This window comes from Pseudomonas brassicacearum, from assembly GCF_009601685.2.
In the GTDB taxonomy this organism is placed as follows: domain Bacteria; phylum Pseudomonadota; class Gammaproteobacteria; order Pseudomonadales; family Pseudomonadaceae; genus Aquipseudomonas; species Aquipseudomonas kilonensis_B.
In genome coordinates, this window is record NZ_CP045701.2 from 4,625,380 (window position 1) to 4,637,397 (window position 12,018).

The 12,018-nt window shown below is 58.2% G+C and carries 12 protein-coding genes; 6 read left to right on the forward strand and 6 right to left on the reverse strand.

The annotated features are described in order from the left end of the window. Positions 1 to 68: 68 nt before the first annotated feature. The 3 genes from GFU70_RS19610 to GFU70_RS19620 form a co-directional block, all read right to left on the reverse strand. Positions 69 to 479: a glycine zipper domain-containing protein gene (locus GFU70_RS19610; RefSeq protein ID WP_064106989.1), complete on the reverse strand. Its 411-nt coding sequence runs from the start codon at positions 477 to 479 to the stop codon at positions 69 to 71. Between the two features lie 415 nt (positions 480 to 894). Beyond that, on the reverse strand, positions 895 to 1,083 hold the full coding sequence (locus GFU70_RS19615) for a hypothetical protein (protein ID WP_058544292.1): 189 nt from the start codon (positions 1,081 to 1,083) through the stop codon (positions 895 to 897). Between the two features lie 156 nt (positions 1,084 to 1,239). Further along, positions 1,240 to 3,429, reverse strand: coding sequence for a response regulator (locus GFU70_RS19620; RefSeq protein WP_153388674.1), 2,190 nt, complete (start codon positions 3,427 to 3,429; stop codon positions 1,240 to 1,242). Between the two features lie 309 nt (positions 3,430 to 3,738). On the opposite strand from GFU70_RS19620, the gene GFU70_RS19625 reads away from it, so the two are divergent. Together GFU70_RS19625 and GFU70_RS19630 are read left to right on the forward strand one after the other, a co-directional pair. Continuing rightward, positions 3,739 to 4,017, forward strand: coding sequence for a hypothetical protein (locus GFU70_RS19625; RefSeq protein ID WP_058544244.1), 279 nt, complete (start codon positions 3,739 to 3,741; stop codon positions 4,015 to 4,017). A 258-nt stretch (positions 4,018 to 4,275) separates the two neighbouring features. Beyond that, positions 4,276 to 4,953, forward strand: coding sequence for a phytanoyl-CoA dioxygenase family protein (locus GFU70_RS19630; protein WP_153388675.1), 678 nt, complete (start codon positions 4,276 to 4,278; stop codon positions 4,951 to 4,953). 68 nt (positions 4,954 to 5,021) lie between these two features. On the opposite strand, the gene GFU70_RS19635 is transcribed toward GFU70_RS19630, so the two are convergent. After that, positions 5,022 to 5,720, reverse strand: a complete 699-nt coding sequence (locus tag GFU70_RS19635; protein WP_058544246.1) for a potassium channel family protein — start codon at positions 5,718 to 5,720, stop codon at positions 5,022 to 5,024. 337 nt (positions 5,721 to 6,057) lie between these two features. On the opposite strand from GFU70_RS19635, the gene ppk2 reads away from it, so the two are divergent. From ppk2 to GFU70_RS19650, 3 genes are all read left to right on the forward strand, one after another. Then, entirely contained in the window at positions 6,058 to 6,879 is an 822-nt protein-coding gene (gene ppk2 / locus GFU70_RS19640) for a polyphosphate kinase 2 (RefSeq protein WP_058544247.1), read from the forward strand. A 49-nt stretch (positions 6,880 to 6,928) separates the two neighbouring features. Continuing rightward, positions 6,929 to 8,698, forward strand: coding sequence for a SulP family inorganic anion transporter (locus tag GFU70_RS19645; protein ID WP_153388676.1), 1,770 nt, complete (start codon positions 6,929 to 6,931; stop codon positions 8,696 to 8,698). Positions 8,699 to 8,873: 175 nt separating this feature from the next. Beyond that, entirely contained in the window at positions 8,874 to 9,560 is a 687-nt protein-coding gene (locus GFU70_RS19650; protein WP_116641629.1) for a hypothetical protein, read from the forward strand. 29 nt (positions 9,561 to 9,589) lie between these two features. Here the strand turns inward: GFU70_RS19650 and GFU70_RS19655 are convergent, their stop codons facing one another. Then, positions 9,590 to 10,135: an NADAR family protein gene (locus tag GFU70_RS19655; protein WP_003204120.1), complete on the reverse strand. Its 546-nt coding sequence runs from the start codon at positions 10,133 to 10,135 to the stop codon at positions 9,590 to 9,592. Positions 10,136 to 10,485: 350 nt separating this feature from the next. After that, a complete protein-coding gene (locus GFU70_RS19660) occupies positions 10,486 to 11,109 on the reverse strand; it encodes an SMI1/KNR4 family protein (RefSeq protein ID WP_153388677.1) in 624 nt (207 codons plus the stop codon). 359 nt (positions 11,110 to 11,468) lie between these two features. Between GFU70_RS19660 and GFU70_RS19665 the strand changes: the two genes are divergently transcribed. Then, positions 11,469 to 11,747 carry a hypothetical protein gene (locus tag GFU70_RS19665; RefSeq protein WP_053189585.1) on the forward strand — a complete coding sequence of 93 codons (279 nt, stop codon included), beginning with the start codon at positions 11,469 to 11,471 and terminating at the stop codon, positions 11,745 to 11,747. The last annotated feature ends 271 nt before the right edge of the window (positions 11,748 to 12,018 follow it).

Consider the following 12,018-nt stretch of genomic DNA (forward strand, 5'->3'; position numbering starts at 1 on the left):
AAGAAGCGCCGTTTTTTCCAAATGAACAGCATCACGGCAAGGCCGGGTCTATTCATCCAAGCATCCGCTTAACGATGCTTTCTCTTGTGCTTGTGCTTCTTGCCACCGGAATGACCATCGTTGTCATTGGACAGGTTGCTGCCCAATGCGCCGCCCGCCGCGCCGCCGATGCCTGCACCGATGGTGGAACCAGTGGAGCCGCCCAGACGGTTACCGACAACCGAACCGCCGGCCGAACCCAAGCCACCGCCAATGGCCGCTTCGGTGCGGCTGCCCTTGCGCGCGCCCACGGCACTACCGGCTGCGCCGCCAACGCCCGCGCCAATCGCGGCGCCGGTGCTGCCGCCCATCTGCTGGCCGACTACGTTGCCCAACACACCGCCCAGACCACCGCCGACCGCGGCGGTACCGTCGCCGGCAGCCATCGCGCCCTGGGCAACCACCAATCCCAGTACCAAGGTGGACAAAGTCAAACGCATGATAGAAACCTCAAGAATGCCGCATCGGGGAGAAATGGCCGGTGCGCGCGGGCGCGAGTCTACGCCAGACAACGTCAGCCATGACGGTTGGACAACGAAACGGCGGTTTATTTTATGACAGGCAAAAAAAAGCCCGCTGGGGAAACGGGCAGGTACTGCTTTCTAACGGATGAGCTGAGAGTACGTACCTGCTTGTGAAAGAAACGTGAAAGAAAACGCCCGCTGAGAAAAGATGAAAAATATTTACGCAAAAACCGAAATCGCCCTGTAGGAGCTGCCGAAGGCTCGGGCCGCGTTCGGACGATCTTTTGATCTTTCGCTTGAAACTCAATTTGTCTGGGGAAAGATCGCCTCGTTGCACTCGACAGCTCCTACGCAGCCCGGCGGGAGCAAGCTCCCCTACCATGATTCGCCGTCACTTTCTGACCGGGACCCGGGGCAGGAACTTGGCCTTCTCCCCTCGCTGCACCTTGGCCACCTTCGTCCTGATGGACTTGATCGGCTCATCACCGAAGTCCGCGTGATAGGTCGACTGGCCACACTGCAACCCTTCATTGATCGGATACGCGGCTGTGTTCTCTTCGCTGTACGGTACTGCTCCCATTGCCTTTCCCCTTTCATCGAGGCCCATATCGGCAACAACCGGTTGCCTGACAATATCGACCTTCACGAAAGTGAGACTAGTCGGTCATCAACAGACTGTTGATTCAACAAGGCCCTTGGCCGACGAATGGAACTCGCTGTTTCAAAAAGGAAACACTCATTCAGCCCCCAGTATCGTGCGGTTTAAAACCCGGGAAACCTGATCGGCCGAATAGGGTTTGGACAAGAACTCAAAGCCCTCATGGCCGCTATGGGCCAGCTCTTCGCTGTAACCCGACGTCAGCACCACCGGCAACTCCGGGCGACGCTGGCGCAGTTCCCTGGCCAGGGCAATGCCGCTGATCCCCGGCATCACCACGTCAGAAAATACCGCGTCGAATGCCATCGCATCCGAGCCGACCATTTCCAGCGCTTCCTCGGCGTTGGTCGCCCAGGCGGTTTCGTAGCCCAGGTCCTGGAGGATCTGGTTGGCAAATCGCCCCACCTCCAGGTTGTCTTCGACAATCAACACCCGACGCTTGCCCTTTTCCGGCAGGAGGTGGGTGAGTTCTTCCTTGGCCGGCTCTTGATTTTTCTCGGGCGCCACTTCCGGAAGGTACAAGGTGAACACCGTGCCCTGGCCCACCACAGTCGAAACATCGACGTTGCCACCGGACTGCTTGGCAAAGCCAAACACCTGGGACAAGCCCAGCCCCGTGCCCTTGCCCACTTCCTTGGTGGTGAAGAAGGGTTCGAAGATGTGCTCGAGCACTGGCGAGTCAATACCGGTACCGGTGTCCGCCAAGGCAATGGCAGCAAAGGATTGCCCGGCCCCGGAATGACCACGGATCGGCGGCATGCCAGCGCCACAACTGAGCCGAAGCCACAGCGTGCCCTGGCCATTCATGGCATCCCGGGCATTGAGGGCCATGTTGATCAGTGCGGTCTCGAACTGGCTCAGATCTGCCCGGATGTAACAGGGTCGATCGCACAACTCGACGTGGACCTGGATCCGTGCCCCGGTGACGGTTTGCAGCATGTCCCCCAGGCTCTGCACTTGCTTGCCCACATCGATGACTTGCGGCTTCAACGGCTGGCGCCGGGCAAACGCGAGTAACTGGCTGGTCAACTTGGAGGCGCGCTCCACGGTTTCGGACACCGCCGTCATGTAGCGTTGTCGGCGCTCTTCGGACAGGCTGGGCATGCGCAGGAAGTCGACCGAAGAACGAATGATAGTCAGCAGGTTGTTGAAGTCATGGGCCACGCCGCCGGTGAGCTGGCCGATGGCTTCGAGTTTTTGCGATTGACGCAGCGCCGCTTCGGTCTGTTTCAAGCGCGTGGTGCGCTCCTCGACCCGTTCTTCCAGCGTCGCGTTCAATTCGGCCAGGGCCGCCAGGCCTTCGCGCACGGCAGCGTCGGCACGGGCGCGCTCGATGTGGGCCCAGGATCGCTCGGTGACTTCCATCAGCAGCGCCAGGTCGTAGGATGACCAGACCCGCGGCGTTTTATCGTGGATCGCCATCAACGCGGTCAATCGCCCGCCCTTGATCAACGGCACGCAAATGGTGGCCGCGATGCCAAGGGCCTGAAACGCCGCCGCTTCCTCCGGCGCCAGTTCCTTGAGGTTATCGTTGATCACCAGCGGCTTGCCCGCCCGCAGGTTGGCGACGGCCAGCCGCCCGAAATCGGCCAGCTGATAATGCCCAAGGATATGCGGTGAGCCAGCCCTGGCCCAATCGCCACGAATGGTGAAGCCGTCCTCGTCCTCATCCATGTCCGCATAGGCACAATTGGACAAGTTCAGGTGCGCCGCCACGATCCGCGTGGTGGTCGCCATGATGCTCTGCGGGTCGGTGGCGTTCGCCACGGCATTGCCGATGGCATCGAGCACCGCCAGCCGCTGGGTCATAAACACCGTCGAGGTGGTTTCGGTGACCGTATCCAGCATGCCCACGACCTTGCCGAACTGGTCACGGATGGGACTGTAGCAGAACGTGAAATAAGCCTGCTCAGGACCGCCGCCGCGCTCGATGACCAAGGGAAAATTCTCTATAAAGGTCGCTTGCCCCTCGAAGGCCGCGCGCACGATCGGCCCGATATCGCGCCAGACCTCTTGCCACACCTCATCGAACCCCCGACCCAACGCCTCGGGCTTGCTGCCGAGGATCGGCAGGAACGCATCGTTGTACAACGTGATCAGGTCCGGCCCCCATACGATGGCCTGGGGAAAATGCGAAGCGAGGCTCAACGCCACGGTGGTCTTCAATACATCAGGCCACTGCGCAGGCGGCCCGAGCGGCGTGTCCTCCCAAGGATGGCGGCGAACCCGCTCAGCCATTTCTCCATAGTTCTGGAGCCAATCTGTCATTGCGTTCGATCCTTCTGAGCCGCCAATACCAACGAGGGAGAAAAGCTTGTGACCCCAAGCAGGCCCGTATTATCCCGCGCCGAGTGGGAATGCGCGATTGGATTGTGGGATGCGTCGAGGGGCAAATGGGGGATGAAAAGCGAAAATGGGGGGTGGGGCTACAGAAAGGTCCTACATATCGTTGGAAATTGGCCTGCCTATCCATCTATTGCATCGTTTTTGTAGGGGCGTCTATAGTTTTGCCGTCGCCCAGATGGCGACCGGGTTTGGCGACCCGCAGTGGGCAAAACTATCCAGTGGAGCTTACTTATGAATCAATACATGGGCCTTACCAGCAACGCCGACGACCAACCCCTCTACGTCGATACCACCGCCCCGCTACACATCCTGCTCGACTCAGCAGCCTACCGAATCCGTGCCGCCACCCAGTTCCTGGAGAACTTGGCGATGCGTGATGAACTGACCATCGACCCCGCGACCTTGCAAGATCTGGCGCAACTGTGCTGCATCCCACTGCGTGATGGGTGTGACGTGATGGATGTGATTGCACGACGATTGGATGCGGCACCGGCAGGCTCCACTCTATAAAGCCTGCCAGCCAACAACCTGTGGCGAGGGTGCTTGCTCCCGCTTGAACTGCGTTGTAGGAGCTGTCGAGTGCAACGAGGCTGCGATCTTTTCACTGCCAATTGAGTTCGGAGCGAAAGATCAAAGGATCGCAGCCTCGTTGCACTCGACAGCTCCTACACAGCTCCTACAGAGCCCCTGACTCATCAAGGGCTGGTGGTCCCACTTTGGTTTGCAGACTAGCCTTCCAAAGGTCCGCACAAGGAAGTCGAAAAAACCATGCCCGACCGCAAACAACTCCACCAAGACGGCTACGCCCTGCTCCGTCAAGCGATCCCGACCGAGTGGCTGGCCGACCTTCGTGCCGTGTTCGATGCGGGCGTGAAACCGTCGGACCAATGGCCAGTGCCCCGCGGCATGGACTGGCGCTATTCGATGCTGGACGATGATTCAAAGATTCAGGCCGTGTGCCGTCTGCCCCAGCTACTGTCGGTGGCAGGTGAGTTGATCGGCGAACAATTCTTTCTCTCCCAAGTGGAAGGCCGCGAGCCTCTTGCCGGTGGCGGCCACCAACAACTGCACCGCGACTTGTCAGCCCAACGGCCAGGCGACATCGCCATCGCCCTGGCTTTTTTCGACGATTACGGCCCCGAGAACGGCGCGACACGGATCGTCCCCGGCAGCCATCGACCTGAGCCGGGCGCCCCACCCTTCGACTTCAATGACGAGTCACGCACCGTACAGCTTTCAGGCTCTGCCGGTGACATTCTGGTGTTCGATGTCGATCTGGTACACGCGGGCAGCCTGAACGTGCTCGGCGCACGCCGTCGCTCCATTCTGATCAGCTATTTCTCTGCGTCGCTCTACGCGTCACACCTGGAAACCGTAGCGCTGCGCAATATTCGTATGGACACCAGCGACCGATTCGCACCGTCGGAGTTTGCTTTCGGGGGCTAGTTTTTTTGGTCGATGAAAGAGCCAAACATTGGCAGATGCGCTACAACTCAACTCAGGCAAATCGAGCATCACCTGGCCTGATTCGACGGATAAAGACCCGCAAGCCGCGCGATCACAACACCAACATAAAAGACGCCTGAAAATTCTTCGACCATCACCAGTGAGCGGGCGTGGTTAGTCAACGGAATCACATCACCGTAGCCGGTGGTTGTGAGCGTCGTGAAGCTGAAATAGATCAGTTTGAAGAAAGTGCCGGGCTGCCTGAAGTCGAGTTGGTCAGGGCCAAACGAGCCGGCGGCGGATATCTCGACCAGGGCATAGATAAAGGACCAGACGAAGGCCAGCATGATGTAACCGGCAAGCGCGCCATGCAGCTTGTCGGCTGTAATTGGCCCGCGCTGGAGGATATAGCGAAGCACTCCGCTAAACGAAACTGCAAGGGACGCCACATAGAAAATCCCGGCAAGCTCAAGAATCTCGATACTCCCAGCCCACAAGCCCCCCCATTGAAGGCCAATCCCAAGCAGCGCCAGGCATAGTTTGAGGATGAACCCTCGCCGCGTCTGCCTGATGGCGAAAGCGCCCACGAGCAGCACCGTTGAAAACAGAATGCCGAGCGACGTGCGAGCCATTAAACCCTCCTCAAGGAAGGGAAACAGGAGGATCAACCCAAGTAAGAGCAGCAACAGATAAGTGCAGGGCCCTAGCCCTATAACCATCTGAGCTAAATCCGCGTCGGACTCGGCTTTATCTTGCGGATTTGTCATACCGGTTGTCCTGAGGCCAAAGTAACGCTCAATAGCTACGGTGAAGCGGTGCGTTCAGCTTCATATGCCCGCGCAGACCCAAAGCATAGCCTGTCGCTTGTTGATGCAACTTAGGCTTCAACGCGATATCAACAATGCCCCTCATGCTCGAAGAGTCTTTAGCCGCAAATGTAAACGCTTGGGTCATGGACTAATCTCACGTGGCTAGTCTCGCAGCCAAATGTAAAAGCAGAGCAGCGCTACGGTTTGCTCGAAGTCATGCGAAATCTACGAGCCGATAGCTGCGCTGGCAGGTCTATCTATCGATGCAGCAACTGCCACTTGTGAGGTCTTGGTCATGGCAAAGGACAAGAAAAAAGTCCCCAAGGGTAATGCTGCTCCAACCCCGAAGCTGAAGAACAAGGACTATCTTGAGCAACTGCGTGGCTTGCACGTCGAACTGGTCAAATTACAGGAGTGGGTAAAAGCCAAGGGCATCAAGCTCTGCATCGTCTTCGAGGGACGCGATGGCGCTGGCAAGGGCGGGACGATCAAGGCGATCACCGAACGCGTGAACCCGCGGGTCTTTCGGGTAGTGGCGCTAACGGCGCCGAGCGAGCGAGAGAAAAGCCAGATGTATGTCCAGCGTTACCTGCCGCATCTGCCGGCGGCCGGCGAAGTGGTGATCTTTGATCGCAGTTGGTACAACCGGGCAGGCGTCGAGCGTGTGATGGGGTTCTGTACCCCAGAGCAGGTTGCCACTTTCCTGAAGACAACGCCTCTGGTGGAGCGTGCAATCGTCGACTCGGGCGTGATCCTGCTCAAATACTGGCTTGAAGTCAGCGAAGGGGAGCAGACCCGACGGCTTGTGGCGCGGATCAAGGATGGACGCAAAATCTGGAAACTGACCCCCATGGATCTCAAGTCATACAGCCGCTGGTATGACTATTCGCGTGCACGTGACGATATGTTCAACGCAACCGACACTGATCATGCCCCATGGCTGGTGGCCAACTCGAACGACAAGCGACGGGCGCGTCTGAACATCATCACCGATTTGCTCAGCCGCATCCCCTACAAAGATGTCGCACGCGAGAAGGTGGTATTGCCCAAGCGGCAAAAGCCAGGCAGCTATCGCGACCCGGATTATCCGTATCGACGAGTCGCCGAAAAATTCTGACGGGCACGTTTTAGCGAGTTTGCGCTGTACACCTATAGGCCTCAGCTCCATGAGCGATTCGGATGCTTCCCCTCCCGTCCCGGAACCGGGCCGAATTGCACGCCGCAATATCGGCGGTGAAACCGGTTGGGGCCGGTGGCTTCCCGGGTTTCGCACGCTGCGCGAGTACCAGATGGCCTGGTTGCGCCACGACATCATGGCCGGCTTGGTGCTCACCACGATGTTGGTGCCCGTTGGCATCGCCTATGCCGTGGCATCGGGCTTACCCGGCATCTATGGTCTGTACGCGTCCATCGTTCCGCTACTCGCCTATGCACTGTTCGGACCCAGCCGGATTCTGGTGCTGGGTCCGGATTCCTCGCTGACCGCCGTGATCCTCGCAGTCGTTGTGCCACTGTCGGGTGGCGACCCCCAGCGCGCCGTCGCTCTGGCGGGCATGATGGCGATCGTGTCGGGAACCGTGTGCATCCTGGCGGGCATCGCACGCCTGGGCTTCATCACGGAGCTGCTTTCCAAACCGATCCGCTACGGCTACATGAATGGGATTGCCTTAACGGTATTAATCAGTCAGTTGCCGAAAATCTTCGGTTTTTCGATCGAATCCGATGGCCCGGGAAGAAACCTGTGGGCCATCGCCACTGGGGTGATGGAAGGCAAAACCAACTGGACCACCTTCATCGTGGGCACCGCCACCCTGGTGCTGATCCTGCTACTCAGAGACAACAAACGTATCCCGAGCATCCTCATCGCAGTGACAGGTGCGACCGTCGCCGTGGGCGTGCTGGACCTCGCCACGCGCGCGAGCGTGTCGGTCATCGGTTCCCTTCCACAAGGTTTACCGGCGTTCGCCATTCCTTGGATCACCCGCGCCGACATTGTCCCGGTCATCATCGGCGGTTTCGCCGTCGCCCTTGTCTCGTTCACCGACACCAGCGTGCTTTCGCGAGTCTACGCGGCGCGAGCCCGGACCTATGTCGACCCGAATCAGGAGATGGCGGGACTCGGTTTCGCCAATCTGGCGGCGGGTTTTTTCCAGGGTTTTCCTATCAGCAGCAGTTCTTCACGGACGCCCGTGGCCGAAGCCGCCGGCGCCAAGACCCAGCTTACCGGGGTGGTCGGCGCACTGGCGGTGGCCTTGTTGCTGATGGTGGCACCGAACCTGTTGCAGAACTTGCCCACCAGCGCACTGGCAGCCGTGGTGATTGCGTCGGCCATTGGCTTGATCGAAGTGGCCGACCTGCGACGCATTTATCGTATCCAGCGCTGGGAGTTCTGGCTGTCGATCACCTGCACCATTGGCGTCGCCGTGTTCGGTGCAATCGAGGGTATCGGTCTGGCCATCGTGATCGCCGTCATCGAGTTCCTGTGGGATGGCTGGAGGCCGTATTCCGCAGTGCTGGGGCAAGCCGCGGGGGTCAAGGGCTACCACGATATCCAGCGTTATCCGCACGCGAGCTTGATCCCCGGCCTGGTCCTGTTTCGCTGGGATGCGCCATTGTTTTTTGCCAACGCCGAACTGTTCAGCGAGCGCGTGCTGGACGCCGTGGCGGCATCGCCCACGCCCGTGCTCTGGTTGGTCGTCGCGGCAGAACCAGTCACCAGTGTCGATGTGACTTCTGCCGATATGTTGGCAGAGCTGGACGAAACCTTGCATGCAGCGGGTATTAAGTTGTGCGTGGCCGAGATGAAGGATCCGGTCAAGGATAAACTGAAGCGCTTCGGGTTGTTCGCCCGACTTGGCGAAACGGCGTTCTTCCCAACCATAGACGATGCCGTCGACAGCTACCTCGAGATCCATCCGGTGGGTGGGGCGCATTAATGGGTATTGGAAGTGAACTTCATCGCCAAGAGCGGCGACGATTATACCGATTGGGTAAAGGCAGACCGGGTCGAGAGTGGCGCACCTTACGGGGCGCCACCGGAGGGTGCCGACGATGAACCGGCGGGTGATGCCCAATAATTACCTTTTTCATTTTTGAAGCGCAGGAGAAACGATGAAGGGTTCGCCAGAAGAGAACGGTCTATCGCCAGCCAGCACACACGGCGACATCGACATGGCTGATGGCACCGGTTTCGCCGCCTGGGCTCGCGTCTGGGCGGAGCTTGGCGTCGTATGCCCGTCACGAGAGACGTACGAAGAACTCATTCGACACTACGGCGAGCCGCACCGCGCCTACCACAACCTCCAGCATCTGAAGGAATGCCTTCAAGTGCGCCGATTCGTCAACGCGGCCTGCCAGGCCTGCGCCGAAATCGACCTCGCGCTGTGGTTCCATGACGTGATCTACGACCCCCTTCGCAGCGACAACGAACTGCGCAGTGCGCAATGGTTGGACGACGTGGCACGTGATAGTGGCCTGGGCGATGAAACGCGACGCAGGCTTTACGACCTGATCATGGTGACACGACACGACGGCGCCCCGAAGTCGGCAGACGAAGCGGTGTTGGTGGACACGGATCTGGCGATCCTTGGAGCGTCGTTCGAACGGTTCGAGGAATACGACCAACAAATTCGCCACGAGTACCAGTTTGTGCCTCTGCCTGTGTACCGCCAAAAGCGGCGCCAGGTCCTGGAGGGATTCCTGGCGCGCGGGCGCATCTATACGACCGCAGCGTACTTCGACGCATTCGAGCAGCAGGCACGCGCAAATCTTGCACGCGCCATCGAGCGTCTCGATTGAGGACTGGATTCAAGCGGCGAAGGGATAACTTACTCCCCGTCCCGCACCTGCATCAGCGCAAATCCCAACAGATTCAAGCCTTTCCACAGATTCGGATTGTTCGCATCCGCGTTGTCCTGTGCGAGCCCTATACCCCAGATGTTATCAACCGGGCTGGCTTCGACAATAACGCTCGAACCGGTTTGTAGAAGATATTCGTTCAACTGCGGATTCTGAGAGAACTTGGCCTGGTTCGCTCGAACGACGATGTCGTATCGGTGTTGCAGCCAAACCTGATCATCGAATCCGCGCACGTTGCGGCCAAGTGCCTTGGCGGCATTAGGTGTCGGGGCGTGAAGCACCTGCGCACGAATTTCCTGATCGTCGAACAAGGCCGCTTTCTCGGCCATCATGAAGTGTTCGGCTGTCGGGTAATGTTGCCCCTCGACAATGAACCCGGCCTCGAACCATTGGCTGAAGCACGAAGCCGTAACGGCAATTTTGCTGCGCTGGTGCCCCCAGAAAAACGTAAATTTCAGATGTTCTCCGGAGTTGAAACGGGCGCACAGTTCTTTCACATGTTCAGAGTCGTTCAATGAGATATCCTTGCTAACTGAAGATCGAAGTTACAGCTACTGTGCTGACCAAGGCCGCTTCGTGTCTATAGCTCCCACTTGCATCGCTCATAGCCTATCGAAAGTTAACATTGTTGCCTGAAGCTTTAGGCAAGACAGCCAAGATAATTCTGCTCGAATCAACAGGTCGTCTTTACCTATTTCTCTGCTTCCAGATGAAAGCCGGCTTTATCTGAAAGCATCGCCAAGATCCGCAGTCTTTAAAAAAGCTACGAACGCCCGTAAAGCTGCCGATTGGTGACGACGACTTGGGAAGTAGAGGTAAACAGCCTCCAGGGGACAAGACCGGAATTCATCCACCCAATCAGTCTTCAAATCAACCGATCCACAACCCTCGCATTCCACAATTCCCGATACCGCTCCCGCCACCCCGGACTCCCCTTATCCAACCACCCCAACGTCGCCTCGATACTCTCAGGGTTGATCATGAAGTGATTGATATGCTCCTCGATCCGCTCTTGCGATAAATGCAGCGAATCCAGATAGCCATTGAAAGAATCCGCCAGCACCACGTACTCATCGCCCTGCTGACGGCGCCCAGTCCAGGCGGGCAAGCCCGCGACCATCGCCGCCACATCCTGGCGCCCTTCCCGTAAATCCAGCAGCAAGATACTCGCACCGCCGTCGCGACCGATCGGCAGCAATCCCGTTGCGGGGAAGCCGGGCTGGGCCCGCAGTTGCTCCAGTTCGAAGGGGTTGGATTCATACGTTTTGTCCGGGTCCAGCCCGTACAGTGAAAAACTGAGCAATTCCTCATCGCCATTGGCCAGGGTCGCCAGCACATCGTATTCCACGTAGGCGCCGTTGCAGGTCTTGAGGAACTGGCGATAGTCATCCGGCAAGCGAGCCCCCAGGCTGGCTTCCAGTTGCTCAATGGCACCGTCGGTGGCGCCTTCACGGGTGTCTTCAAGGATCAGTCCACGGTAATCAATCACTGATGTCTCGATAGGGTACTGGGTGGGACGTGGTATCAATCTTACTTCTCTGGTTTGCATGGCTTGAATCATTCGTCATTCCTTAAACGCTGTGAACGCTGCCATTCGCCCCCAGTATTCGCACAGCACGGGATGATGTTCTTGCCCGCGGAAGATGTAGGTGGTGGCCCTGCTGAGTTGTAAGACGTACAGTTCGGATGCTTACGATTATGGCAACGTCCTACATATGATTGGGAATCCCCTTCCCTATCAATCCCTTGCGTATTTTTTGCGGTGGCGACTATAGTCTTGGCGTCGCCCAAATGGCGGCCGGGTTTGGCGACTCGACTGACACAATTCCAACAACACAGGGAATTGTCATGAACCAATACATGGGCCTTACCAGCAACGCCGACGACCAACCCCTCTACGTCGATACCACCGCCCCGCTACACATCCTGCTCGACTCAGCAGCCTACCGAATCCGTGCCGCTACCCAGTTCCTGGAAAATTTGGCGATGCGCGATGAACAGACCATCGACCCCGCGACCCTGCAAGATCTGGCACAGCTTTGCTGCATTCCATTGCGTGATGGGTGCGACGTGATGGATGTGATTGCACGACGCTTGGATGCGGCACCGGCAGGTTCCACTCTATAAGCCTCTAGCCGATAACCTGTGGCGAGGGAGCTTGCTCCCGCTGGGCTGCGTAGCAGCCCTTTTTGTGAGCGCTTCGCGCTCAAGCGGGAGCAAGCTCCCTCGCCACGCATTCATCGTTTCTTAAGTACGCATTACAGAGCTGTAGGTAGAGAACTTTCCAATGACCCAAACAGCTACAGATAGCGTCGTGACTCAAGTCCGAAAGCTTGCTAAAGCACGAAGAAAGCTTCATATCGGGGCGTTTTTGGCAGCTCTTTCAATTTCTTTAATC